The sequence below is a fragment of the Pseudomonas sp. GW821-FHT01C01 genome (assembly GCF_059422645.1).
In genome coordinates, this window is record NZ_JBWKXF010000107.1 from 1 (window position 1) to 1,494 (window position 1,494).

General features: G+C 53.0%; 1 rRNA gene (only partly in view). It reads right to left on the minus strand.

What is annotated here, in order from left to right:
* Positions 1–94: 94 nt before the first annotated feature.
* Positions 95–1,494 (minus strand): 23S ribosomal RNA (locus AC07XF_RS28825) (it continues 1,570 nt past the right edge of the window).

Consider the following 1,494-nt stretch of genomic DNA (forward strand, 5'->3'; position numbering starts at 1 on the left):
GGTGTTTTGTGAGTATCTCGAACTTTCGGTTCATTGCGTCTTCACACACCGCAATCTGGTGCCTTTTCAGGTCAGCAAATTGCTTGGGTGTTATATGGTCAAGCCTCACGGGCAATTAGTATTGGTTAGCTCAACGCCTCACAGCGCTTACACACCCAACCTATCAACGTCGTAGTCTTCGACGGCCCTTCAGGGGACTCAAGGTCCCAGTGAGATCTCATCTTGAGGCAAGTTTCCCGCTTAGATGCTTTCAGCGGTTATCTTTCCCGAACATAGCTACCCGGCAATGCCACTGGCGTGACAACCGGAACACCAGAGGTTCGTCCACTCCGGTCCTCTCGTACTAGGAGCAGCCCCTCTCAAATCTCAAACGTCCACGGCAGATAGGGACCGAACTGTCTCACGACGTTCTAAACCCAGCTCGCGTACCACTTTAAATGGCGAACAGCCATACCCTTGGGACCGGCTTCAGCCCCAGGATGTGATGAGCCGACATCGAGGTGCCAAACACCGCCGTCGATATGAACTCTTGGGCGGTATCAGCCTGTTATCCCCGGAGTACCTTTTATCCGTTGAGCGATGGCCCTTCCATACAGAACCACCGGATCACTAAGACCTACTTTCGTACCTGCTCGACGTGTCTGTCTCGCAGTCAAGCGCGCTTTTGCCTTTATACTCTACGACCGATTTCCGACCGGTCTGAGCGCACCTTCGTACTCCTCCGTTACTCTTTAGGAGGAGACCGCCCCAGTCAAACTACCCACCATACACTGTCCTCGATCCGGATAACGGACCTGAGTTAGAACCTCAAAGTTGCCAGGGTGGTATTTCAAGGATGGCTCCACGCGAACTGGCGTCCACGCTTCAAAGCCTCCCACCTATCCTACACAAGCAAATTCAAAGTCCAGTGCAAAGCTATAGTAAAGGTTCACGGGGTCTTTCCGTCTAGCCGCGGATACACTGCATCTTCACAGCGATTTCAATTTCACTGAGTCTCGGGTGGAGACAGCGCCGCCATCGTTACGCCATTCGTGCAGGTCGGAACTTACCCGACAAGGAATTTCGCTACCTTAGGACCGTTATAGTTACGGCCGCCGTTTACCGGGGCTTCGATCAAGAGCTTCGCGTTAGCTAACCCCATCAATTAACCTTCCGGCACCGGGCAGGCGTCACACCCTATACGTCCACTTTCGTGTTTGCAGAGTGCTGTGTTTTTAATAAACAGTCGCAGCGGCCTGGTATCTTCGACCGGCGTGGGCTTACGCAGTAAATGCTTCACCCTCACCGGCGCACCTTCTCCCGAAGTTACGGTGCCATTTTGCCTAGTTCCTTCACCCGAGTTCTCTCAAGCGCCTTGGTATTCTCTACCCAACCACCTGTGTCGGTTTGGGGTACGGTTCCTGGTTACCTGAAGCTTAGAAGCTTTTCTTGGAAGCATGGCATCAACCACTTCGTCACCCAAAGGGTAACTCGTCATCAGCTCTCGGCCTTAAG